Raw genomic sequence first — 23,531 nt, forward strand, 5'->3', positions numbered from 1 at the left:
GGCGAGATCGGCCACGGTCAGGCATTCCCCGGCGCCGCGTACGGCGCCGGGGGGCTCAGATTGCCGGATCGCGCCGCAGCGCGAAACCGGCCATTGCCACGAGATCGCGTTTCCGCGCCTTACGGCTTCAGCAGCTCGGTCATGCCGGCCTTGGTAGCCGCGAGCGCCTCGTCGAGCGACTTCTCGCCGGACCAGTACGCCGTGAATTCCTTAGCCTGGAGCTCATAGACCTGCAGCGCCTTCGCCGCCGTGCCGCCGGTCATGACGAAGCCGTAGGAGCCCGCGAATTCGCCGAGCTTCTTGAGGTCCGGCCGCTCCTTGACGACGCCGGCCACCACCGTCTCCGTCAGCGCCGGCGAGCCGCCGCCGAGGGCGTAGATCGTCATCGCCTCGGGCGTCGCCAGCCAGTCGAGGAACTTCTTCGCCTCGTCCTTGTGGGTCGAGGCCTTGTTCAGGCCGAGGCCGAGACCGTGAATATGCGTGAAGCGGCCGGCAGGCCCGGTCGGCGGAGCCACCGTGCCGATCTTGCCGGCGACGGCGGGCGTCTTTTCCTTGTTGTCGAGATCGGCGAAGGCGGCGTTCCATTGCAGCATGGTCGCGGCCTGCCCGGCGCCGAAGGCGGCATTGGCCTCGGCGAACTCGTAGGTGGTCGAGTCCTTCGGCGACGCGCCCTCGTCATAGAGCTTCTTGTAGATCTCGAGCGCGGTGCGATAGGCGGGGCTGTCGACGGTGATCGTGCCGCTCGCGTCCATCCAGTCGCCGCCCTGCGCCTTGGCGGCGGAGTGCCAGACCATCATGTTGAACAGCAGATTCTTCATCTGCAGCACGGCGCCGTAGCGCGTCGGGCTCTCCTTGTTGATGGACTTGGTGAAGAACAGCGCGGTGGCCATCCAGTCTTCCCAGGTCCAGCTGTCCGGATCCTTCGGCTCCATGGTCTTGCCGAGATATTTCTGCGAGATCTCGCCATAGGCCTTCTTCCATTCGGCGTCGGAGAGGAGCTTCTCCATGAGGTCCGAGCGGTAATACATGAAGTGCAGCGAGAGATCGGTCGGGATGCCGTACTGCTTGCCGTCATACTGCATCGTGGCCAGCACCTTGTCGGAGAAGGTGTCCTTGGCCGAGGCCGGCAGCGTCAGCGGCTCCATGAAGGGCGCGTATCGGCCGAGCGCGTAGGTCGCGAGCAGGTTGACGTCGAAATCGGTGGAGCCGGCCGCCAGATCCGCCGCGAGCTTGTCGAAAAAGCCGTCGCGGTTGAAGAAGATCAGCTTGACCTTGTCGGCCTCGGCCGCCTTGGCGTTGTAGGCCTCGGCGACCTTGCGCAGGCCCGCCTCTTCCGGACCGCCCGGCCAGCCGAGCACGGTCACTTCGGCCTGCGCCATCGGCAGGCCCATGGCGGCGAACACGGCCGCACCCATCAGCATAGATTTCAGTCGCGTCATTTTTTCGTTCCCCTGGATTTCGACATCCGACGGGCGTGGTCGGCGACGCCGATCACGCCGGCATTCCTCCCGAGCATCGCCGCGCGAAGCTCGGGTCTCATCAACGGCGGTTGGCCCGCCAGCCGAAGTTCAAGGCGCTCGCGATAGCCCTCCGCAAGGCCGACGCCGCCGCCGATCACCACGATGTCGGGATCGAACAGCAGCTGGATATTGCCGATCAGGCCGGCGACCAGATCGGCCGACCGATCGATGATCCCGACGGCCCAGGCCTCGCCGCGTGCGGCGGCGAGGAAGATCGCGGGCGCATCCGCATCGATGCCGACGGCCTTGACGGCGGCGGCCATGGCGCGGCCGCTCGCCACGCTTTCGATCGGCCCGCCGTCGCCGGAGGGGCGGAGCCGGGTCAGGCCGGCGCTGCCGGCAACGCCGGAACGTCCGATGCGCAGCGCACCGCCCAGCACGACACCGCCGCCGATGCCCGTGGAAATCGTGAGGAAGACAAGGTCGCGTCCCACGCCCCCGCCGTAGCGATATTCACCCCAGGCAGCCGCCTGGGCGTCGTTGAGGAGGGCCACTTCGGTGCCGAGCCGCGTTGCGAGCGCGTCGGCCAAGGGGAAGCCGGCGGGCACGGGCAGGGTTTCAGGGTTCAATGCGGTCCAGCGGCCGCCGTCCACGACGCCGGTGACGCAACCGCCCACGGCGCCGTACCGTCCGCGCCAGGGTTCGGCCAGGGCGGCGACCCGGTCGCACCAGGCCTCGGCGCCGTCACCGCGCAGCGTCTCCTCGCTTCGGGTCTCGATCACGCGCCCGCCCACGACGAGCGCCACGAGCGTCTTGCTGCCGCCGAGATCGAAGGCGAGCGTCGGAGTTTCGTCCTCGCCCGCCTTCACCGCTTCGATCGCGTCGGCGAACCAGGTGGTGATGTGCTCGGGCCGGGTGATGGCCGAGCCGACGACGACGCCATGCGCGCCGAGCCGGATCGCCTCCGCCGCCTGGTCTGGCACACGGATGCGGCCTTCGGCGATGACGGGATGGCCGAGCGCGACGGCCGCGGCAAGCAGGTCGAAATCGGGTTCGGTGGGCTCCGGTCCGCCGGTATAGCCGGACATGGTCGTGCCCACGAGATCGACGCCGAACGCGATCGCGGCCCGCGCCTCCTCGATCGTCGAGATATCGGCCATGGCGAGCTTGCCATGCGCATGCACCAGCGCGCAGAGCTCCGCCGCCGGTACAGGGCGGACCCGGTCGGTGGCGTCGAAGGCGATGATGTCGGCGCCGGCCTCGGCCAGCGCGATGACGTCCTCCACGAGCGGCGTGATCCGAACCGGCGACGTATCCATGTCGCGCTTGATGAGGCCGATGATCGGCGCGTCCGTCGCCGTGCGGACAGCTCTCAGATTGGCGACGCCTTCGATGCGGAGGCCTTTTGCCCCGCTTGCCAGCGCAGCGAGCGCGAAGCCGACCACGCTTTCGGGATGGTCCAGCGGCCCGCCGGGGACCGGCTGGCAAGAGACGATGAGCGAAGAGGCGAAACGCTGGAGACAGGCCTGCACGGAATTCCTCGCTGCGGATGAGACCACACCCAAACCGTAGCGACGAAGGAACCAGTTAGCAACCAGTCAGATGCAGGTCAGCCGAAAATCGCCAACTGGTTTTCAACAGGTATCATTCGACATCCTGGGACCGTAGCTCCACGAGGAAGTCGTAGCGTGTGCCGCAATAGAGCGTGCGCGTGAATTCGATCGGCGTTCCGTCGCGCGTGAAGCAGCGTCGCTCCGCCACCAGCAGCGGTGCGCCGGGTTCGAGATTGAGCAGCAGGCTGTCTTCAGGACTGGCGATCGCGGCCCTGAGGCGCTGCAGCGCGCGTACCGGCCGCCGGTCGAGGCGCGTCAACACCTCATAGAGCGAGCCCGTGACCTCGGCCGGATCGCTCAGCACCTCCGCGGGCACGACCGCATGCTCGATCGCCATCGGCTTGCCGTCGCCGGTCCTCAGGCGCTTCAGCCGGCAGACCTTGGCGCCGACCGAGAGATTGAGCGCCATGATCTCCGCCGGGGAGGCGGGGGCGACTTCCTTGGCGATCCAGATCATGCCCGGCTCGATGCCGCGCGAGCGCATGTCCTCGGAGAAGGAGGTGAGGGCGGAGAGCGGCTTTTCCACCCGCTCGGCCACCGCCGTCCGCGCACCGTGTCGCCGCAGCAGGATGCCGTCATGGACGAGGCTCTCGATCGCCTTGCGAACGGATGTGCGGGAGATATCGATCGCCTCCGCGAGATCGCGCTCGCCGGGCAGGACATCGCCGGCCGAAAGAATGTCCTCGGTGACCGCCTGCCGCAGCGCCTGCGCCAGATCGCGATAGATGACGCCATCGGTCTGGCGGGCGAGCGCATGCCGGAGAAAATCGATCAGAGGGGGCGGGGCAGCGGTCGTTTCCAGCATGGAAGCCATCTCGTCGGACGTCGATCCTTCGGCGGCTTTACCAGTTCGGCGGCCCGCGCGAAACCGGATCGACATCCGCGCCGCGGTCGATGTGCATCGGGACGAGACGGGCGGCGCGCACGTGTAGCGGCGCCCGGCGCGGGCGTCAGTCGGTCGGCGTCTCCGCCAGAATGCCGGTCTGGACGGCCACGCGGCGGTAGGCTGCCCCGGCGGTGAAGCCACCGTCGATGACGAAATCCTCGCCCGTGATGAAGGCGGAGGCGTCCGAGGCGAGGAACAGCACCAGTTCGGCGATCTCGCCCGGCTTGCCGCTGCGGCGCATCGGCGTCATCTCGATCATCGGCTTCAAGTGTGGGCTGGCGGCGTTGAGGCCGGTGACAACGAGGCCCGGACAAACCGCGTTGACGCGGATGCCCTTGCTGACCAGCTCCATGGCGGCACTGCGGGTCAGGCCGCGCAAGCCCCATTTCGAGGCGGTGTAAGCCGGGTCGTAGTGGCCGGAGAAGGCGCTGTTCGACGATATGTTGACGATCGAACCGCCGCCGCTCTCTTCCATGAGGTCGGCCACCGCCTGGATGCCGAGGAACGCACCGGTCAGATTGACCTTCAGCACCCTCTCCCAATCGTCGAGGGCGGTCTTCGCGACGATGGTGCGATTGATGATCCCGGCATTGTTCACCAGGATGTCGAGCCGGCCGAGCCAGTCGCGCGCCAGGGCGACGCAGCCGGCCCAGCTCTCCGGGCTGGTAACGTCATGGCGATAGAAGCGCACCTGCCGGCCGGCGTCCGTGAGCGCCTTGGCCAAAGCCTCGCCTTCCGCCTCGAGCACGTCGGCGATGATGACCGCCGCGCCCTTGTCGGAGAGGAGACGGACTTCGGCCTCGCCCTGTCCGCGTGCGCCGCCCGTGACGATCGCGACCCGCCCCTGGAGATCGGTCATGCTCTGCTCCTTGCATCGAAAGTGGCAGGCAAAAGCCCGCATCGTCCATCGCCGGCGAGCGTCTCGTCCGTCAGGCGGAGCTCTCGCCGGTCGTGCCGGGTCGTCGGTTCGCTGACTGCGTCGCGGCCTTAGGAGGCGCGGCGGAAGCCGACCAGCGTCTCGTCCGCGACGTCGGGAAGATTGACGACGATGTTGTCGGGCGTGCGGGTCGTCAGCCAGACCAGCTCTTCGGTGGTCGACATGTTCACTTCGACATGCGGCCAGAAGGGCGGCACGAAGATGAAGTCGCCTTCCTCCATGTCGAGATATTCAGAGAAGTTCTCGCCGTAATAGATGCGCGCCTTGCCCTTCAGCACATAGCCGCCGGTCTCGGCCTCGCCATGGTGATGAGGGTACGAGCGATAGCCCGGCTCATTGGAAACCTTGCCGAACCAGATCTTGGTCGCCGGGGTGTGCTGCGGACCGACGCCGCTGACGCGCACGCAGCCGCCGGACTGGGTCGTCTGCTTATCTTCGTGGCCCTTGCGCGTGATGACGGGCATAACCTGGGACATGTCTTCCTCCTGCTGAAATCGGGCCTCTTCGTGATGGGCCCGGATGCTGATGGCTCAGTCCGGCACGACGGCCAGGACCTGGATTTCCACCTTGGCGCGGTCTTCCATGAGCGCGACGACCTGAACCGCCGCCATGGGCGGGAAATGGCGGCCGATGATCGAGCGGTAGACCGCGCCGATCTCCTTCATCCGCGATTTGTAGGCGTCGCGGTCCGTGAAGTACCAGGTCATCTGGATGATGTGCTCGGGCTTCGCGTCCGCATGCTCCAGCACCGTGACAATGTTGATCAGCGTCTGGCGCACCTGGTCGACGAAGTCGTCCGAATGAAACTGACAGTTCTCGTCCCAGCCGACCTGTCCGCCGACCTGTACGATGCGCCCGCGCGCGGAGATGCCGTTGGCATAGCCGACGGGCTTCGCCCAATGGTCGGGCTGGATGATTTCATGCTTCATCGAGGGGCTCCAGGTAGCGGGAAAGACCGGCCCGGACATCGTGCGGCCAGGGATGAGACTTGTGGTTGTCGAGCGAGGTGGCGACGATGCGCTGCTTCACGGTCCAGATGACATCGCCGCGCACGCGGACGACCGTCTCCAGATCGAGCGACGAGCGACCCATCGCGCGGACATGGACCTCGAAATCGAGCACGTCGCCATAGGTGGACGGCAGCTTGAATTCGAGATTCAGCGTCACGGTCGGCAGGCCGATGCGCCGCTCGACCAGCAGTTCCTTCCAGCTGATGCCGACGGAGGCGAACATGGCTTCGTTCACGTCGACCAGCATCGAGAGATAGGCGGGGTGATAGGCGATCCCGGTGATGTCGCAATCGCCGAAGCGCAGGGGTTTTGAGATCGTGAAGGGCATCGCGTTTGCTTTCGGTTCTGCGTCCTAGCCGGCCATCACTTCGCCGCCGGCGACGACGATGGACTGGCCGGTGATGGCATCGGACGCGGGAAGGACGAGCCAGAGGACGCTGCTCGCAACCTCCTCGGGCGTGACGAGACGGCCCTGCGGATTGGCCTTGGTGAATTCCGCCAGCGCCTCGGCCTCCGTCCGGCCGGTCTTCTCGACGATTGTCGCGATCGAGTTGCGGATGATCGGCGTGTCGGTGAAGCCGGGGCAGACCGCGTTGACGGTGACGCCCTTGCGCGCAAGCTCGAGCGCCAGCGCGCGCGTCAGGCCGACGACGCCGTGCTTGGCGGCGCAATAGGCCGTCACATAGGCATAGCCGGTCAATCCGGCAGTCGAGGCGATGTTGACGATCCGCGCGCCGGCGCCGAAGGCCTTCAGATCGGGGAGGACCGCCTGCGTGACGTTGAAGACGCCGCCGAGATCGACCGCCATGACATGCGACCACATTTCATGGGTCGTCTTCTCGAAGGGCGCGCTCGGCGCTTCGCCGGCATTGTTGATCAGGACCGAGACCGGTCCGAAGCGCTCGCGCGCCGCTGCGAGCCCAGTGGCGATCGCCTCGGCATCCGTGACGTCGAAACCGGCGGCGACATGCGTGTTCGCCGCGCCGAGCTCTTCGGCCAGCGCCTCCAGCGGCTCACGCCGCCGTCCGGCGATCGTCACGCGGAGACCCTCAGCGACAAGGGCACGGGCGACCGCGGCGCCGATGCCGCTGCCGGCGCCGGTCACCAGCGCATGCCGGCCGTTGAGGGAGGGAAGTGCGGGCATGGCCGGCCTCACTTCGCCGCGGCAGGGGCCACGTTCGCGCGGGCGAGATTGGCCTCGTACTGGTACTTGCCGGCGCGGTACTGCTTCGGCCACGGCACCGAGGTCAACCCGATCTTGGCCGCCTCATGCAGAGCCCAGGCGGGATCGGCGAGATGCGGGCGCGCAACGGCGCACAGATCCGCGCGGCCGGCGGCGATGATCGAATTGGCGTGGTCGGCCTCCGAGATCGCGCCGACGGCGATGGTCGGGATGCGGATCTCGTTGCGGATCTTGTCGGCAAAGGGCGTCTGGAACAGACGGCCATAGACGGGCTTCTCTTCCTTCCAGACCTGGCCCGACGAGCAGTCGATCAGATCCGCGCCCGCCGCCTTGAACATCTCGGCGAAGATCGCCGCATCGTCCGGCGTGTTGCCTCCCTCGAACCAGTCATGGCAGGAGAGGCGCACAGAGATCGGCCGATCCTCCGGCCAGGCGGCACGCACGGCGCGGAAGACCTCGAGCGGGAAGCGCGCGCGGTTCTCATGGCTGCCGCCATATTCATCCTCGCGCCGGTTGGTCAGCGGCGACAGGAAGCTCGACAGCAGATAGCCGTGGGCGCAATGGAGTTCGAGCCAGTCGACACCGGCCTCGGCCGCCCGCTTCGTCGCGGCGACGAAATCGGCGGTGACGCGGTCCATGTCGGCGCGGTCCATCGCCTTCGGGACCTGGCTGTTCTTGAGATAGGGCAGGGCGGAGGCGGAGAGGAGCGGCCATCCACCGCTCTCCAGCGGCTGGTCGATGCCGTCCCAGGCGAGCTTGGTCGCGCCCTTGCGGCCCGCATGGCCGAGCTGCATGCCGACCTTGGCGTCGCCGGCGCCATGCACGAAATCGACGAGACGCTTCCAGCCTTCCGCCTGCGCATCGTTCCAGATGCCGAGGCAGCCGGGCGTGATGCGCGCGTCGGGCGAGACACAGGTCATCTCCGCGAAGACAAGCCCGGCACCGCCGAGCGCGCGGCTGCCGAGATGCACCATATGGAAGTCGTCGATCAGGCCGTCCGTCGCCGAGTACATCGCCATTGGCGAGACGACGATGCGGTTCGGCAGCGTCACGCCGCGCACCGTATAGGGCGTGAACATGGGCGGCGTGCAGCGCTCGTTCTCGCGCGCGTCGAGGCCCGACTTGCGGGCGAACCAGCGCTCATAGCCTTCGAGCCAGGTCTTGTCGCGCAGGCGCAGATTCTCGTGGCTGATGCGCTGCGAGCGCGTCAGCATGGAATACATGAACTGCTCGGGCTCCAGCGTATCGGCATAGCGCTCGCCGACCACCTCGAACCACTCCATTGCGTTGCGCGCCGCATTCTGAATGCGCGCGACATCGACGCGGCGGATTTCCTCATAGGTCGCGAGCACGGAGGGGATCGTGTCCTTGCCGTGCCCGGCCTTGTTGAACTGGTTCGCGAGCTCAATCGCGTCGTCGATGGCGAGCTTGGTGCCCGAGCCGATCGCGAAATGGGCGGTATGGGCGGCATCGCCCATCAGCACGACATGCGAATTGCCGTTGAAATGGCTCCACTTGCCGCAGATGAGGCGCTGGAAATTGAGCCAGGCCGAGCCGCGGAGATGCCGCGCATTGGTCATCAGCGACGCGCCGTCCAGAACCTCCGCGAAGAGGTTCTCGCAGAAGGCGATCGACTGGTCCTGGCTCATCTCGCCGAGGCCATGCGCCTCATAGGCGGCTTCCGTCGTCTCGACGATGAAGGTCGAAGTCTTGTCGTCGAACTTGTAGATATGCGCCTGGAACCAGCCGTGATCCGTCTTGCGGAAATCGAAGGTGAACGCGTCGAACGACTTGTTGGTGCCGAGCCAGATATAGCGGTTCGGACGCACGACGAGATCTGGCTGGAACACGTCGGCATAGCGGTTGCGGATCTTGGAGCCGAGGCCGTCTGAGGCGATGACGAGGTCGGCGTCCGGGAAATCGGCGTCGCTGTCGACCTCGGTCTCGAACTTCAGTTCAACGCCGAGCGCTTCGCAGCGCGCCTGCAGGATGTTGAGCAGCTTCTTGCGGCCGATGCCGACGAAGCCATGGCCGGTCGTGCGCTGGCGGGTGCCCTTGAAGAGCACCTCGATATCGTCCCAATGGTTGAAGGCGGTCTCGATCTCGGCCGCGCTTTCCGGATCCCAGGCGCGCATCGACGTCATGGTCGCGTCGGAGAAGACGACGCCCCAGCCGAATGTGTCATAGGGGCGGTTGCGCTCGACCACCGTCACGGAATGCTCCGGATGGAGCTTCTTCATCAGGAGCCCGAAATAGAGCCCGGCCGGACCGCCGCCGATACAGACGATGCGCATGGTGGTCTCTCCTAATGAGACACTGGCGTCCGCCAGATGCTTTAAGCTTAAAGTAATTGGCTGGACGGCCGCCCGTCAAGCCGAATTATGCCGCTTTTCGTAACCGGTGCGCCGTTCGCAGTGGCCGGAGGACTCCCCGCGCCGGATGCGCGGGGAGGGGGCCCGAAAGCTCAGGCGGCGACCGACTGGCGGGCCGCTACCGGGCGGCGGATGCCGCGGGCTTCGAGGATCGGCAGCACGGTGTCGCGGAAATACGGGAACTCTTCCGCGTAATCGACGAAGGAGAGCGTCGTGCCGCTGAAGCCGGCTTCGTGGAGCGCGATCAGGCCTTCGGCGACCTGCTCAGGCGTTCCGATGAGCGGGAAACCGCCATGGCCGGCCGCCATCCGGTCGCGGATGAGGGCGAGCAGGTCGTGCGGGAAGGAGTGCGCATGGGCGAACTGGAGCTTGACCAGATTGTCCACGGCCGCCCAATCGGCGTTGTCCTGCACGAAGTATTTCAGATAGTCGCGCGCCTCCTTCTCCGTCGGGCGGCAGACGACATGCGAGAAGGTGAGGACGCCGAGCGGGCGGCCGGCCGCCTGGCTCTGCGCCTTGATCTGGCCGATCTCTTCCTTTGAGCGATCGAGGTCGATGGCCGGCGTGAACAGGAAATCGGCATTGCGCACGGCGAATTCGCGGCCCTGCGGGGAGCCGGCGGCGTTGAGGATCGGCACCTTGCGCGAGGGGCGCGGATCGCCCAGCACCTGCTTCAGCTTGAAGAACCGGCCGTCGAAATCAAAGGCCTCCTCGCGCTGCCAGAGCGCCTTGACGATCTCGAACCACTCTTCGGAATAGGCGTAGCGGGTCTCGTGGTCGCTCGGCAGCGTCAGCCCCAGCGCTTCATATTCCGGGCTGTTCCAGCCGGCCACGATGTTGAGTCCGATGCGGCCCTTGCTGATCTGGTCGACCGTGGCAATCTGCTTGGCGACGACGACGGGATGGTTGGCGGCGGTGTGGATCGTGGCGAAGACGTTGATGTTGCTGGTATGAGCAAGCAGACCGGTCGCCCATGTCATGGTCTCGAGGACGCCACCATGGAAATTCGTTTCGCCGCCATAACCGATCCAGCGCGCGATCGGCAGCATGAAGTCGATGCCCGCATCGTCGAGCAGGCGGGCGAGCTTCAGGTTGTTGTCCCAGGAATTGTCCCAGCGCTCCGGTATCTTCGTCACCGACATGCCGCTCGAGCAATTCGAGGCGAAGGTGCCGAGCAAAAACTGCCCGGCGGCGAACATGGAGTTCTCCGTCATCATGGTGTCCCTGCGTATTGTTAGAATTTACGATAGAAAGTTTATTTGAAGTTTGAAGCTTGTCAATGGCTGTCGGCGCGCGCGCCGATGAGAATGGGGACTGCAGCGATGAACTCGTCGGGGAGCGATCAGGGGGGCGGGGCAGGCGGGCTCGACCGCAGCTGGCATCTGGCGCGCACGCCGGTCGAGGTCGATGTCGCTGAGCTGGAATATGCGCTGATGCGGGCCTATGAGGCCTTCGGGCGCTGGCAGGCGGAGTGCCTCGCCTGCGTCAGTGAACTCGCGGCCAGCGGGCCCGAGAACGCCATGCTGCACATCATCCGCATGCATGACCGGCCGAAGACGATCAAGGATCTGGCGCGCCTCTCCAATCGCGATGACGTGCCCAACATGCAGTACAGCCTGCGCAAGCTGCTGGGGGCGGGGCTCATCGAGCGGCAGGGAAGCGGCCGCTCGGGCGTGACCTATTCGGTCACCGAAAAGGGCCGCGCGGTCACCGACCACTATGCCGATGTGCGCGCCGCGCTCCTGATCAAGGCGGTGCAGCACGTGCCCGATCTCGGGCTCAGGCTGCGCGAGGCGACCGATACGCTGGAACTGCTGACCGGCATCTATGAGCAGGTGGCGCGCGGGGCGGCGACCCATCGCGCCTTCCCTCGGAAACAGACGCCGAAGTGAGCCGGAGCCGCCACGCGGCCCCGGCCTTTTGCCGCGCGCCTCAGGCCGCGAGGCGTGCGAGATAGGCGTCGGCCTCTTCCGGCACGGCGAGCCAGGGGAAGAAATCGGTCGGATCGTCGAAGCCGTTGGCGATCCGCTTCGCCAGGACCGGGATGGCCTGCGCTGCGCCGAAGATGTTGAGGACATGCGGCGGCGGGGGCATCAGAAGGGCATTGGTCCAGCCGACGACAAACTGCGCATAGGCCCAATAGGTCTCGAACGTCTCGACCATGAAGGCCTCGTCGAACGCCTTGTCGCCATGCTCGAGGATGGCGTCGAGATAGACCTTGGCCGCCTTGGAGGCATTGTTGGAGCCCTGCCCAGTGATCGGGTCGTTCAGGCAGACCGCGTCGGCGAGGCCGAGCACGATCGCGCCGGAGGGCAGCCGGCCGACGGGCTTGCGCACTGTGGGGGCGAAGGCGCCGGCGAGGCGGCCATTGTCGTCCGTCAGCGCGATGTCGGCGCAGCGCTCCGCCTCCCAGGGCAGGAACGTCTTGAGGATGGTCTTCGAGACCTCCAGATGCTGCTCCGGCGTGGTCGCGTCCTTCCAGCAATCCATCGGTCCGCCCGGAATGCCTTCGAACACCATGATGTCGCAGGCGCCGGTGGTCGTGAGGGCCGGGAAGTTGAAATATTCGCCGACGCCGGGAATGAGGTTGAAGTTCACGGCGGAATGGCCGGGGCGGGGCGTCATGCCCGTTACATAGGTCAGCGCCAGAGCGCGCTGCGGCTTGTCGAAGGGCGAGCGGGTCGCGTCACGCTCGAACAGCTTGGCGATCTCGCCCTTGCCGGCCGCGACGATCACGAGATCGCTGGCGCCGGCATAGGCTTCGAGATCGGCGATGCCGGCGTCATGGATGACGAGTTCGCCGCCGCGGCGCGTGAATTCCTCCATCCAGCGCGGGATCTTCACGCGCTGGTCGACGGAAAGCGCCGGCTTGTCGAGCAGGCCGTTCCAACTGATCGCCTTGGCGGGCGTGCCATCGGGCATCGGGACGGAGAAGTCGATCGAATCCACCGTCGGGCAGGTGTCGTCCCAGAAGGCGAGGCCGAGATCGCGCTCGTTCTGGAGCGCGGTGTCGAACATGCACTGACTGGAGAGAACGCGGCCGGCGGCGATCTCCTCCGCCGTCCGGTTCTGCACGACGCGCACACGATGTCCGGCGTCCAGCAGGCCGCAGGCGAGCTGGAGGCCGGACTGGCCGCCGCCGATGATGGTGAAGTTCCGCGAAGCGCTCATGATCGGATTCCCTGGCTTGGCTTCCGGACTCTGTGTTCCTGGAAGCGATTGATGTCTGGAAGGCTGGTGACGTCGGCTGGTCAGGCGGAGAGCAGCGGGATGGCGGCGTCGGCGCGCTCGGGGCCCATGGCGGTGTAGCCGCCATCGACGCAGAGATCGGTGCCGGTGATGAAAGAGGCGCCATCGGACAGCAGGAAGGCGATCGCCTCCGCGACCTCCGAGGGGCTGCCGGTGCGCCCGAGCATGTGGAACGGCTTGGCCACGGCATCGGCCTTGGCGCGCGTGTCCTTGGTCAGCTCGACCATGACATTGGACCAGGTCCAGCCGGGCGAGACGGCGTTGACGCGAATGCCCTCGGGCGCGAGGTCCATCGCCTGGCTGCGCGTTAATTGCAGGATGGCCGCCTTGGAGACGGGGTAGACCCAGCGCCCGGTCTGCGCCACGCGGGACGAGATCGAGCCGAAATTGACGATCGCGCCCTTGTTGGCGGCGAGATGCGGCCGTGCCGCCTGCATCAGCATGATCGAGGAGACGATGTTGACGTCGAGCGCCTTCAGCCAGTCGGCGCGCGTCGTCTCGGCGCCATTGTCGAGATAGGTACAGGCGACGTTGACGAGATAATCGAGCCGGCCGGTCGTCTTGACCGTCTCCGCGACTAGCGCCGCGATGTCGGCGTCGCTCGTGATGTCGGTCCGGATGAAGCGGGCGCCGAGCCGTTCGGCCGCAGCCGATCCGGCTTCCGCCGCGATATCGGCGATGACGACATTGACGCCATATTTGGCCAGCACCTCGGCGGTGCCTTGGCCGATCAACGTGGCGCCGCCCGAGATGATGGCGGTCTTGCCTTGGAGTCCGAGCATGTGGGGCCTCTGGATTCGGGTTGGTTTCTTGGGCAGGTCGCTGCCCATCGTCGGGCTGGCTGTTCTTGTGACGGCTCAGGCGGAGGCGGCGAGCGCGGGCGGCGCGAAGGCGGCGAGGAAGCTGCCATTGCCATAGACGAGGGGCGCGCCGTCGCCCTCGTTGGAGCGCGTGTGCAGCACATGGCCGATGAGGATCAGATGCGTACCGAAGGCCTTGGGCTCGGCCAGTTCGCACTCGAAGCTGCATTCGGCGTCGGCCAGGATGGGCAGGCCCGACGCCCCCTCGATCCAGCGGCCATGAGCGAAGCGCTCGTCGCGGGCGAGGCCGTGCCGTCCGGCGAAGGTTTCTGCGACGCGCTGGTGGCCGGACGAGAGCACGTTGACGGCGAAATGGCGCGCGTCCTGGAGTGCGCGGGCGACTGAGCTCTGCAGGTTCACGCAGGCGATGAGCGAGGGCGGCTCGGTCGACAGCGAACAGACGGCGGTCGCCGTCAATCCGCAGCGCACGCCTTCGGCATCGCGGGCGGTTATGATCGTCACTCCGCCGGCGAGCTTGCGCATGCCGGCGCGAAACTGGTCGCGATCCATCGCTTTGTCCCTCTGGAGTGAATGGATTTCCCATTCATTTTATGGTTCAATTAATTCGGATGGTCGGACCGAAGCGGCTTCGCCGGCAATCCGAATTGCGCGGCCGATTGTCCAGATCCGGCAAAAGAACCGCGAGAATCCCGTATCGCCATCGGAGACTGCGGGGTGCGCCATGGAGAGCCTTCAGTCCGTCCCGCTTGAACCCTTCCGCCTCGTCGACACGCACGACACGGACGAGGCGCGGGAAGCGATCGGCCGGATTTTCTGTCCCCATTTCCTGGTGCCGCGCGCCGACCGCGCGCAGTTCCACGCCCGCCACAATGCGGCGGTCCAGCCGGGCTATTCGGTGAATTTCGTATCCTATGGCGCCGAGGTGGAGATCGATCCCGGCGAGCTGTCGCGCTTTTTCCTGCTCCAGATTCCGGTGCGCGGCGGCGCTGAGGTGCGCTGCGGCGGGCGGACGACCCTGGCGGAGGCCGGCCAGCGCGCCTCGATCCTGTCGCCGACGCTGGCGAGCCGCATGGTGTGGGGCGAGGGCTGCGAGAAGCTCATCGTGCTGCTGTTGCGCGAGACCGTCGAGCAGCTCTATGCGGCGCTGACCCATCGCCCGGCCGACGTCATCGAATTCGAGCCGGGCTTTGACCTGACATCGCCGGTCGGGCGGGGCGTGTTGCAGCATGTGCAGCTTCTGCTGCATGCGGCCGAGCAGGGCGACGCGCTGCCGGATGCCTACCGGGTGATGCTGCGCGACGGCCTGTCGACGCTGCTCCTGACGAGCCTCGCCCATAGCCGCTCAGTCGCCCTCGCTCGGCCCGAGGCGGACGGCGGTCCGCGCGCGGTCCAGCGGGCGATGCAGTTCATCGAGGCGGCTTATGCGAGGCCCTTCTCGGCTGCCGATGTGGCGGAGGCTGCCGGCGTGTCGCTGCGCGCCCTTCAGGATGCCTTCCGCAAGGCGCGCGACGAGAGCCTCTGGCAGGCGGTGCAGGGCGTCCGCCTGGAGAAGCTGCGGGCCAGTCTGATGCAGGCGGGCGAGACGGCGAGCGTCGCCGATGCCGTCTATGCCGCGGGCCTTGGTCATCTCGGGCGGGCGGCTGCGGCCTATCAGACGCGCTTTGGCGAAAGCCCGTCGCAGACCTTGCGGCGGGCGCAGCGGCGCTGAAGGCGCCTTATCGGATCAGAGCGCGGGGCTGCGCGGATCCCAGAGCTTCACGGCGCAATCGGCCTCATAGGCCATGCCGCGGGGATAGCTGATCAGCTCCAGCTGCAGGCCCCAGGGCGACTGGAAATAGAGGATCGACTGCCCGGCATTCGGGCCGGCGGTGATCGGGATCGGTCCGAGCCGTGTCTCGATGCCCTGTGCGTCGAGATAGGCCTTCGCCGCCTCGATGTCGTGCACGTAGAGCGCGACGTGGAAGGCGCCGATGTCGCTGTTCTTCGCCTCGATCTGGCGCTGGTCGGGCGCCTCATATTCGAACAGCTCGAGATTGGAGCCGTGCCCGATGCGGATAAGGGCGCAGCGCTTGATCCGGGCGCGCGGATGCACGCCGAGCGCCGCCGTCATGAACGTGCCCTCGCCATCCTCGATCGGCCCGAAGGTGTAGCCGTGACGGCAGCCGAGGACATCGACGAAGAAGGCGAGCGCCGCGTCGAGATCGGGCACGGTGATGCCGGCATGGTCCTGCCCGACGAGGCCGGGCAGGCCGGACGGCGCGGCGGTATCAGACATGGATGTTCTCCAGTTCGCGGCCGGCGGGCACGCGTGAATCGAGCCAGTGCGGATCGATGTCGGGCAGCGGGATCGCGTCGATCAGCAGGCGCGTATAATCCGAGCCGGGATTGGCGAAGATCCGCTCGCACGGGCCTTCCTCCACCACCCTGCCGAGCCGCATCACATAGACGCGGTCGCAAACGGCGCGGATGACGGAGAGGTCGTGGCTGATGAAGGCCATGGCGAGGCCCATCTCGCGCGAGAGGTCCTTCAGGAGGCGCAGCACCTGCGCCTGCGTCGACACGTCCAGCCCGGAGACGATCTCGTCGGCGAGGACAAAGTCGGGTTCGAGCAATGCGGCGCGCGCAATGCCGATGCGCTGGCGCTGTCCGCCCGAGAGTTCATGCGGATAGCGGTCGAGGACCAGTTCCGGGAGGGAGACGCGGGCGAGCGTCGCGTGCGCCCGTTCCTCCGCCGCCCGCTGGTTCGGCGCGACGCCATGCAGAAGTAGCGGCGCGGTGAGGATGGTGCGGATCGTGTGGCGCGGATTGAGCGAGGCCATCGGATCCTGAAAGATCATCTGCATGCGGCGCCGCACGGCGCGCATGCGCTCCGGCGAGGCGGCGGTGATGTCCTCGCCGCCAAAACGGATCGAGCCGGCCGACACGGGCACGAGGCGCAGCAGAGCGCGGCCGAGCGTCGTCTTGCCCGAGCCGGACTCGCCGACAATGCCGACCGTCTCGCCGCGGCGGATGCTGACATCAACGCCGTGCAGCACGCGGGTGCCCGGCGATTTCGCCAGCAATCCGTGGCGCCGGCCATAGGTCACTTCAAGCCCGCGGGCATCGAGCAGAATGTCGGTCATGGCGCACCCTTGGCGGCGGTGCCCGCCAGTTCGGCCCGCAACTGGCGGAAGATCGCTTCGGGCACGGGCTCGAGCCCCTGGCCGGGCCGGTCATAACGGGGACCGGCCGCGATCAGCGCCTTGGTATAGGCATGCTGCGGCCGCTCGATCACGTCGGCCGTCGTTCCCGCCTCGATGACCTTGCCGGCATAGAGCAGCGTGACGCTGTCGCAGACCTTGGCGACGACGCCGAGATCATGCGTGACGAAGATCACGGCGGTGCCGTGGCGCTCCTGCATGCGCCGCATCAGGCGAAGGATCTCCTTCTGCACGGTCACATCAAGAGCCGTGGTGGGCTCGTCGGCGACCACGAGCTTGGGGCCCGGCGCGAAGGCTGCGGCGATCAGGATGCGCTGGCGCATGCCGCCGGAGAGCTGGTGCGGATAGGATCGCAGCACGCGGTCGGGCTCGCGGATCTGCACCTCTTCGAGCAGTTCGATCGCGCGCGCGTGGAGAGCGGTGCCGCGAAGGCCGAGCTTCATGCGCAGCCCGTCGGTCAACTGCGCCTCGATGGTGCGGGCGGGATTGAGGGCCGTCTGCGGATCCTGCGGGATGAGCGTGATGTCGCGCCCGCGCATCGCCCGGAGTTCGCCGGACGGCATCGTCAGCAGATCGCGTCCCTCGAAGCGCAGCCAGCCGCCGGTGATGCGGATCGTCTCCGGCAGTATGCCGAGCAGAGCCTTGGCGATGGTGGACTTGCCGGCGCCGGATTCGCCGACGAGGCCGCGCACTTCGCCGCGTTCGAGCGTGAGGCTCACGTCGCGCAGCACGGGCGTGCCGCCTTCACGAACCGACGAGGCGGACAGGGCTTCGATGGAGACCAGAGGAGGGGTCATCGGCGCATCACCGGATCGAGGGCATTGCGGAGGCCATTGCCGAGGAGGTTGAAGGCGAGCACGGTGGCGAAGAGCGTGACGAGCGGGAACACCAGCACCCACCAGCTCTCATGCAGCACCTGCCGTCCCTGTGCGACCATGCCGCCCCATGTCGGCGCGTCGCTGGAAATGGAGAGGCCGACGAAGGACAGGATCGCCTCGACAATCACGGCGATGCCCATTTCGAGGCTGAGCAGGGCGATGATCACCGGTGCCACATTGGGCAGGATCTCGCGCCACAGGATGTGCCGCCGCGAGAAGCCGATGGCCTCCGCTGCCGTCACATAGTCGAGGCTGCTTTGGGCGAGCGTCTCCGCCCGGACCACGCGGCTGAAGCGAGTCCAGTCGATGATCGCGATGGCGATGATGACCGAATGGAGCCCTGCGCCCATCACGGCGACGAGCAGCACGGAGAGCAGGACCGGCGGGAACGACATCCAGATATCGACCAGCCGGGAGACGATGCGGTCCGTCCAGCCGCGATACCAGCCGGAGGCGAGGCCGAGCAGCGAGCCGATCAGGCCGGCGAGACTCGCCGCGACCAGCGACACGGTGAGCGCGATGCGCGCACCGAAGATGATGCGCGAGAGCACGTCGCGGCCGAGGTCGTCTGTCCCGAGATAATAGCCGGGCTCATAGCCTTCGAAGCCGATCGGCGGCAGCGAGGCCATCATCAGGTCCTGTTCGAGCGGATCCTTCGGCGCGATCCAGGGTGCGAAGATCGCGACCAGGGCGAGCGCGATCAGAAACCCGCCGGCCCAGACCACGCGCGGCTCGCGCAGGAGCGGGCGGAGGCTGCGGAAGCGCCGGTTTACGACGGTCACGGGAGCGGACACGGCAACGTCAGCCATGGAGTTGCCTCGGATTGAGCCGGTCGGCGATGAGGTCCACCGCGATGTTGATGACGATGAACAGCGCACCGAACACGAGCACGATGCCCTGGATCAGCGGCAGGTCGCGGTTGATGACGGCGTCGATCGCCATATTGCCGATGCCGGGATAGGCGAAGATCCGCTCCACGATCACCGTGCCGCCGATCATGAAGGTGAACTGCACGCCGGTCAGCGTCAGCGTCGGGCCGACGGCATTGCGCAGCGCCTCCTGCAGCACGAGCCGCGTTTCCGACATGCCCTTGAGGCGCGCCAGCAGCACATAGTCCTGCACCATCGCCTCGCCGAGGGCCTCTTTCAAAGTGCGCGCGATCACCGCGGCGAGCGGCAGGCCGAGCGCCAGGGTCGGCATGACGAGATGGGCGAGAACATCGCCGACATCGGTCCAGTTGAACCGCGCCAGACTCTCCAGCAGGTAGAACGGCGTGTAGAAATCGGTCGAAAGCGCGGGGTCAAGCCGTCCGGACAGCGGGAAGATCGGCCAGAGCACGCCGACGAGCAGGACGAGGGCGAGTGCCCAGACGAAATCCGGCACGGCGAGGAAGAGGCCGTTGACGAAATCCATCACCGCTTCGAGCGGCGTGCGGCGCAGGAGGACGCCCGCCACGGCGACGATGCCGCCGGCGAGAATGCCGAAGACGAGCGCGGCGAAGGTCAATTCCAGCGTCGCCGGCAGGCGCTCGCCGATGAGCTGCAAGACGCCGCGGCGCAGCGAGATCGACGTGCCGAAATCGAGATGCAGCAAATCGCGGAGCCAGAGGAAGAACTGCTCGGCCAGCGGCAGGTCGAGCCCGTAATGGGCGCGCAGCGCGGCGATGTCGGCTGGCGTCGCGCTCGGCGAGATCATCATGGCGACGGGGTCTCCGGGGACGACCCGGAGCAGAACGAAGACCACGAGGCCGACGCCGAGAAGCGTGAGCACGGCCATGGCCAGCCGGTTGAAGACGGAGGTCAGCGTCATCGCTTGCCCTGCATTGCCTCGGCGGAAGGCCTCATCGGCCGCCCGGACATCGCATCAGGCGGGAGGGGCGGGCGCATGACCCGCCCCGCGCCGCGCTTCAGGACTTGGAGATGAGCGTCGGCTGCAGCGCGCTCGACGTATTCGGCGTCACCTTCAGCGTCGACTTGTAGAGGATCGGCTGAACATACTGGAGCAGCGGGATCACATAGCCCTGCTCGGCGATGTATTTGTCGACCGCCTTCCAGCCGGCGATCCGCTTGGCCTCGTCGGGCTCGGCCCAGAGCGGCCCGATCAGCGCATCCACATCGTCGCTCTTCCAGGCGGAGTGCGGCGACTTGGAGAACATGGCAAAGCCGGTGGACGTCGTCGGATCGCCGATCGCGTCGCCCCAGTTGTAGAACGCCGCCGGGGCGAGCTTGTGCGACATGCGCAGCTCGAAATGCTTGGCGATGTCGTAGACCTCGATCTCGGCCTCGATACCGACCTTGCGCCACATGCCGACGATCGCCTGGATCATTTCATAATCCTTGGGCTTCAGCCCGCGCGTCGTCTGGATCGTGAACTTGACCGGCTTTTCGGTACTGTAGCCCGAGGCGGAGAGGAGCTCGACGGCCTTCTTCGGGTCGTAGCCGACCTTGATCGAGGCGTCATAGGCTTCGTATTCGGGGGCTTCGAGCGTATCGATCGGCACGCCATAGCCGCGCAGCAGCTTCTTGACGATGCCGGCCTTGTCGATCGCATGATGCGCGGCGAGGCGGACATTCTTGTCCAGCATCGGCTCGACATTGGTGATGAAGAGCATGCCGATGTCGGAGATCGGCGGGGAGACCCCGGCGAGGCCTTCCTTCTTCCGCAGGCGGTCATATTCCTCATAGGGAACTTCGAGCGTCACGTCGGACGAGCCGGACTCGATCTCGGCCACGCGGCTGGTCGGATCGGTCACGAACTTGAACACGACGGTGTCGAAGGCCGGCTTGCCGCCGAAATAGTTCGGGTTGGCCTTGAGACGGAGGAAGGAGTTTCCTTCGTAAGCGTCGAACATATACGGGCCGGTGCCGATCGGCTTGGCCTCGAAGCCCGCCGCGCCGACCTTGGTGTAATAGGCCTTGGGCAGGACATAGCCGGTCAGGAACGCCATCCACTTGAAGATGGTCGGGTCGAAGCTCTTGACGTCGCCGGTGATGCGCTGGCCGTCGATGGTGAAATTGCCGATGCTCGCCCAGACATTGGCGACCGGATTGCCCGTGGCCGGATCGCCGGCGCGCTCGAGCGACCAGACGACATCCTCGGGCGTCAGCGGCGTACCGTCATGCCAGGTCACGCCGGAGCGCACATCCATCCAGACCTTGGTCTTGTCGTCGTTCCAGCCCCAGGCCGTCAGCAGGCCGGGCTCGAAGGACAGGTCCGGCTTCTGGCCGATATACTGATCGAAGATCGACCGGTAGATCGCCTGGATCGCCGGATTGACCGCGGAAGGACCGGTCGTGCCGTCGAAGGACGGCAGGTTGGCGTTGAAGGCGATCGTGAGCGTGGAGCTCTCGGCCGCGGACACGGCGAGGCGGCCACTAAGGAGTCCGGAAATGAATGCGGCTGCGCCAAGCCCGAGGGCCTGGCGACGATTGAGTTCGACCATGACGAGTCTCCGTAGTTCCCTGTTCGCCGGCTTTTCCGGCAGGCACATTCATGCGCATTAGTTGAAGCTTAAAATAAGCAGGTGGTGCCGACAAGCGTGAAATGCGGCCACTGGCGAAATTCGGCGCGGCTGCATCGGCGTTGGGCAAATGCCTGATTCAGAGGCGGGATTTTTCATATGCATGCGCATTTGCATGGCAAGCGAACCATCCTTCGCGATCCTGAACAGGGCCGCAAAATCCCTTGACAAACGGCAGTGATCCGAAAATATGTAAATGCATATAATAACGCTTCCAGTGTCGAAAAAAGGGGACCACCATGGCCGAGCGATCATTCGCCCGAGAGGTCGAGGACCTGAAGCTGGGTGCAGGCGAGATCTTCAGCGGCGAGGGCATCCTCGCCATCACGAAGGCGCTGCTTCAGTCGGGCGTTTCCTATGTCGGCGGCTATCAGGGCTCGCCGATCTCGCATCTGATGGACGTGCTCGCCGACGCGCGGGACGTGATGGCGGATCTCGGCGTTCACTTCGAGACCTCCGCCTCCGAAGCGGCGGCCGCGGCGATGCTGTCGGCGTCTGTGCTTTATCCCGTGCGCGGCGCCGTGACCTGGAAGTCGACGGCCGGAACCAATGTCGCGTCGGATGCGCTGTCCAATCTGGCCTCGGGCGGCGTCACCGGCGGCGCGCTCGTCATCATCGGCGAGGATTATGGCGAGGGCTCCTCCATCATGCAGGAGCGCAGCCACGCCTATGCGATGAAATCGCAGATGTGGCTGCTGACGCCGCGCCCGAACCTCGCCTCGATCGTCGATGCGGTGGAGAAGGGCTTCGAACTGTCGGAGGCGTCGAACACCCCCGTGATGCTGCAGGTCGGCATCCGGTCCTGCCATGTGCATGGTCAGTTCGAGGCCAAGGACAATCAGAAGCCGAAATTCACGCTGAAGGAGGCGCTGGAGAATCCGCGGCGCGATCTCGGCCGCATCGTGCTCCCGCCCGCCTCGTTCCAGCACGAGAAGGAGAAGCTCGAGCAGCGCTGGCCGGCCGCGGTCGATTATGTGAAGGCCGCGAAGCTGAACGAGTTCTTCGGTCCCGAGACCGGCGACGTCGGCATCATCCTGCAGGGCGGCGTCTACAATGGCGCGATGCGCGCGTTGCAGCAGCTCGGCCTCGCCGACATCTACGGCAATTGCCGCGTTCCGCTCTATGTGATGAACGTCTCCTACCCGATGATCGACGACGAGGTCATCGCCTTTGCCGCGGGCAAAAAGGCGGTGCTGATGGTCGAGGAGGGGGCGCCCGAATATATCGAGCAGGCGCTGCATACGCTGTTCCGCCGGCGCGACATCCAGACCCGCGTGTCCGGCAAGGACGTGCTCCCGCTCGGCGGGGAATATACCGCGCCGGTGCTGGCGAAGGGTTTTGCGGCCTTCTTCGATGCGCATGCGCCGGCGCTTCGCGGCAACCGACCGCCGATCCCCGATCCCTCCGAAGTGCTCGCCGATGCGCGCGTGAAGGCGCTCGCCGAAGTCGTGCCGCCGCGGCCGGCGGGCTTCTGCACCGGCTGCCCCGAACGGCCCATCTTCGCCGCCATGAAGCTGGTCGAGAAGGAACTCGGGCCGCATCACGTGGCGGCCGATATCGGCTGCCATCTGTTCTCGATCCTGCCGCCCTTCAATATCGGCGGCACGACCATGGGCTACGGCCTCGGGCCGGCCTCCGCATCCGCGTTCAATGTCGAGGCGGACAAGCGCTCCATCTCGGTGATGGGCGATGGCGGCTTCTGGCACAACGGCCTCGCGACCTCCGTCGGCAATGCGGTCTTCAATCAGCAGGACGGCGTCACGCTGATCGTCGACAATTTCTATTCGGCGGCGACCGGCGGGCAGGACATCATGTCGTCGCGCGCCGAGAACCCGCGCCGCAAGACCAACAATTCCATCGTCAGCGCGGTGAAGGGCATAGGCGCGACCTGGGTGCGCCAGATCGACCGCACCTATGACGTGGCGAAGATGCGCGACACGCTGAAGGAGGCGCTGACCAGCACCGAGAAGGGGCCGAAGATCATCGTCGCCTCGTCGGAATGCATGCTGAACAAGCAGCGCCGTGTGAAGCCGCTTTTCGCCAAGGCGGTTAAGGACGGCAAGCGCATGGTGCGCGAGCGCTTCGGTGTCGACGAGGATGTCTGCACGGGCGATCACGCCTGCATCCGCCTCTCCGGCTGCCCGTCGCTCTCGGTCAAGCACACCGACGATCCGCTCAAGGACGATCCCGTGGCGGCGATCGACAATTCCTGCGTCGGCTGCGGCAATTGCGGCGAGGTCTCGGAAGCGGCGGTGCTGTGCCCGTCCTTCTACCGCGCCGACATCATCCACAATCCGACCCGTTGGGACCGGTTGCTGCACCGCATGCGCGGCGCCGTGATCGGCTGGCTGCAGGCCCGCCGGCAGCGCCAGCGTCTTGTCTTCGCGGACTGAGGAGCGCGA

The 23,531-nt window shown here is 66.4% G+C and carries 22 protein-coding genes; 3 read left to right on the forward strand and 19 right to left on the reverse strand.

The window, feature by feature from the left end; genetic code table 11:
• Window positions 1-119: 119 nt before the first annotated feature.
• The 10 genes from GGR25_RS01545 to GGR25_RS01590 all read right to left on the reverse strand — a co-directional run bounded on the left by GGR25_RS01545 (window position 120) and on the right by GGR25_RS01590 (window position 10,678).
• Window positions 120-1,439: an ABC transporter substrate-binding protein gene (locus tag GGR25_RS01545; RefSeq protein ID WP_183396965.1), complete on the reverse strand. Its 1,320-nt coding sequence runs from the start codon at window positions 1,437-1,439 to the stop codon at window positions 120-122.
• Window positions 1,436-2,992, reverse strand: a complete 1,557-nt coding sequence (locus GGR25_RS01550) for a putative N-acetylmannosamine-6-phosphate 2-epimerase (RefSeq protein ID WP_183396966.1) — start codon at window positions 2,990-2,992, stop codon at window positions 1,436-1,438. Before GGR25_RS01550 ends, GGR25_RS01545 begins: the two co-directional genes overlap by 4 nt.
• A gap of 112 nt (window positions 2,993-3,104) precedes the next feature.
• The gene (locus tag GGR25_RS01555; protein WP_183396967.1) at window positions 3,105-3,878 is read right to left on the reverse strand and encodes a GntR family transcriptional regulator; all 774 of its coding nucleotides are present in this window, start codon (window positions 3,876-3,878) and stop codon (window positions 3,105-3,107) included.
• A 145-nt stretch (window positions 3,879-4,023) separates the two neighbouring features.
• A complete protein-coding gene (locus tag GGR25_RS01560) occupies window positions 4,024-4,818 on the reverse strand; it encodes an SDR family NAD(P)-dependent oxidoreductase (protein WP_183396968.1) in 795 nt (264 codons plus the stop codon).
• Window positions 4,819-4,946: 128 nt separating this feature from the next.
• Window positions 4,947-5,372 carry a cupin domain-containing protein gene (locus GGR25_RS01565; protein WP_183396969.1) on the reverse strand — a complete coding sequence of 142 codons (426 nt, stop codon included), beginning with the start codon at window positions 5,370-5,372 and terminating at the stop codon, window positions 4,947-4,949.
• Between the two features lie 54 nt (window positions 5,373-5,426).
• A complete protein-coding gene (locus GGR25_RS01570) occupies window positions 5,427-5,825 on the reverse strand; it encodes a RidA family protein (RefSeq protein ID WP_183396970.1) in 399 nt (132 codons plus the stop codon).
• Window positions 5,815-6,234, reverse strand: coding sequence for an acyl-CoA thioesterase (locus tag GGR25_RS01575; RefSeq protein WP_183396971.1), 420 nt, complete (start codon window positions 6,232-6,234; stop codon window positions 5,815-5,817). Before GGR25_RS01575 ends, GGR25_RS01570 begins: the two co-directional genes overlap by 11 nt.
• Before the next feature lie 24 nt (window positions 6,235-6,258).
• Window positions 6,259-7,050, reverse strand: a complete 792-nt coding sequence (locus GGR25_RS01580; protein ID WP_183396972.1) for an SDR family NAD(P)-dependent oxidoreductase — start codon at window positions 7,048-7,050, stop codon at window positions 6,259-6,261.
• Window positions 7,051-7,058: 8 nt separating this feature from the next.
• Window positions 7,059-9,383, reverse strand: a complete 2,325-nt coding sequence (locus GGR25_RS01585) for a bifunctional salicylyl-CoA 5-hydroxylase/oxidoreductase (protein WP_183396973.1) — start codon at window positions 9,381-9,383, stop codon at window positions 7,059-7,061.
• Window positions 9,384-9,553: 170 nt separating this feature from the next.
• Entirely contained in the window at window positions 9,554-10,678 is a 1,125-nt protein-coding gene (locus tag GGR25_RS01590; protein ID WP_380147236.1) for an LLM class flavin-dependent oxidoreductase, read from the reverse strand.
• A 105-nt stretch (window positions 10,679-10,783) separates the two neighbouring features.
• On the opposite strand from GGR25_RS01590, the gene GGR25_RS01595 reads away from it, so the two are divergent.
• Complete coding sequence (locus tag GGR25_RS01595; protein WP_183396974.1) at window positions 10,784-11,353, forward strand: winged helix DNA-binding protein; 570 nt, start codon at window positions 10,784-10,786, stop codon at window positions 11,351-11,353.
• A gap of 40 nt (window positions 11,354-11,393) precedes the next feature.
• On the opposite strand, the gene GGR25_RS01600 is transcribed toward GGR25_RS01595, so the two are convergent.
• From GGR25_RS01600 to GGR25_RS01610, 3 genes are all read right to left on the reverse strand, one after another.
• Window positions 11,394-12,632, reverse strand: a complete 1,239-nt coding sequence (locus GGR25_RS01600; RefSeq protein ID WP_183396975.1) for a styrene monooxygenase/indole monooxygenase family protein — start codon at window positions 12,630-12,632, stop codon at window positions 11,394-11,396.
• 80 nt (window positions 12,633-12,712) lie between these two features.
• On the reverse strand, window positions 12,713-13,492 hold the full coding sequence (locus GGR25_RS01605) for an SDR family oxidoreductase (RefSeq protein WP_183396976.1): 780 nt from the start codon (window positions 13,490-13,492) through the stop codon (window positions 12,713-12,715).
• A 75-nt stretch (window positions 13,493-13,567) separates the two neighbouring features.
• Complete coding sequence (locus tag GGR25_RS01610; RefSeq protein WP_183396977.1) at window positions 13,568-14,080, reverse strand: flavin reductase family protein; 513 nt, start codon at window positions 14,078-14,080, stop codon at window positions 13,568-13,570.
• A gap of 172 nt (window positions 14,081-14,252) precedes the next feature.
• Between GGR25_RS01610 and GGR25_RS01615 the strand changes: the two genes are divergently transcribed.
• Window positions 14,253-15,239 (forward strand): AraC family transcriptional regulator, encoded by a 987-nt coding sequence (locus GGR25_RS01615; protein WP_183396978.1) that lies wholly within the window; start codon window positions 14,253-14,255, stop codon window positions 15,237-15,239.
• A 15-nt stretch (window positions 15,240-15,254) separates the two neighbouring features.
• Here GGR25_RS01615 and GGR25_RS01620 read toward each other — a convergent pair whose 3' ends face one another.
• From GGR25_RS01620 to GGR25_RS01645, 6 genes are all read right to left on the reverse strand, one after another.
• On the reverse strand, window positions 15,255-15,806 hold the full coding sequence (locus GGR25_RS01620; protein ID WP_183396979.1) for a VOC family protein: 552 nt from the start codon (window positions 15,804-15,806) through the stop codon (window positions 15,255-15,257).
• Window positions 15,799-16,653 (reverse strand): ATP-binding cassette domain-containing protein, encoded by an 855-nt coding sequence (locus GGR25_RS01625; protein WP_183396980.1) that lies wholly within the window; start codon window positions 16,651-16,653, stop codon window positions 15,799-15,801. The genes GGR25_RS01620 and GGR25_RS01625 overlap by 8 nt, the downstream gene beginning before the upstream one ends.
• Complete coding sequence (locus GGR25_RS01630) at window positions 16,650-17,528, reverse strand: ABC transporter ATP-binding protein (protein ID WP_183396981.1); 879 nt, start codon at window positions 17,526-17,528, stop codon at window positions 16,650-16,652. Before GGR25_RS01630 ends, GGR25_RS01625 begins: the two co-directional genes overlap by 4 nt.
• Window positions 17,525-18,418 (reverse strand): ABC transporter permease, encoded by an 894-nt coding sequence (locus tag GGR25_RS01635; protein ID WP_183396982.1) that lies wholly within the window; start codon window positions 18,416-18,418, stop codon window positions 17,525-17,527. Before GGR25_RS01635 ends, GGR25_RS01630 begins: the two co-directional genes overlap by 4 nt.
• A complete protein-coding gene (locus GGR25_RS01640) occupies window positions 18,411-19,418 on the reverse strand; it encodes an ABC transporter permease (RefSeq protein ID WP_183396983.1) in 1,008 nt (335 codons plus the stop codon). Before GGR25_RS01640 ends, GGR25_RS01635 begins: the two co-directional genes overlap by 8 nt.
• A gap of 97 nt (window positions 19,419-19,515) precedes the next feature.
• Entirely contained in the window at window positions 19,516-21,051 is a 1,536-nt protein-coding gene (locus tag GGR25_RS01645) for an ABC transporter substrate-binding protein (protein WP_183396984.1), read from the reverse strand.
• Window positions 21,052-21,368: 317 nt separating this feature from the next.
• Here GGR25_RS01645 and GGR25_RS01650 point away from each other — a divergent pair, with 317 nt between their 5' ends.
• Window positions 21,369-23,522: a ferredoxin family protein gene (locus GGR25_RS01650; protein ID WP_183396985.1), complete on the forward strand. Its 2,154-nt coding sequence runs from the start codon at window positions 21,369-21,371 to the stop codon at window positions 23,520-23,522.
• The last annotated feature ends 9 nt before the right edge of the window (window positions 23,523-23,531 follow it).

The sequence above is a fragment of the Kaistia hirudinis genome (genome assembly GCF_014196455.1).
GTDB lineage: Bacteria > Pseudomonadota > Alphaproteobacteria > Rhizobiales > Kaistiaceae > Kaistia > Kaistia hirudinis.